Source organism: Variovorax sp. P2_H12, assembly GCF_056403395.1.
In genome coordinates, this window is the sequence record NZ_JBFUFO010000270.1 from 1 (window position 1) to 393 (window position 393).

The 393-nt window shown below is 68.7% G+C and carries 1 protein-coding gene; it reads right to left on the minus strand.

What is annotated here, in order from left to right:
* Nucleotides 1-210 (minus strand): hypothetical protein (locus tag AC1DYK_RS36105; RefSeq protein WP_478170638.1); only part of this gene is annotated, 210 nt, incomplete at its 3' end.
* Between the last annotated feature and the right edge of the window lie 183 nt (nucleotides 211-393).

Sequence of the window (393 nt, forward strand, 5' to 3'; positions counted from 1 at the left end):
GTTGTGGGCACCGATGTACGAGACGTCGTCGCCCTTCCAGGGGCGCGAGGAATGGGAGCGCAACGGCTTGTCGGCCTGCGGGTCGCCGTGCACGCGGACGCGCTGACCGTGCGCGAGGCACAGACCGCGCACGCGGTGGGGACGGCCGCAGGACTCGATGCCGCACAGCTTGCGTCCATCGGTGGTGACGATCGGGGAGTGGTCATTCATGGGGTGGGTTACCTCCTTGGGTAAGGCCGCCTGTCGGCGGCACTGAACAGAGAGCCAGCGGCGAACGAGGAGTTCGCGGCGGCGAGGTGATGCAAGGGGGCACTGCGAGCCAGAGGCTCCGCCAGGAGCCGACAAAGGCGGCAGTCGTCGAAGTGCGCAAGGCGGCTTCGGGAAGTGGGGCCT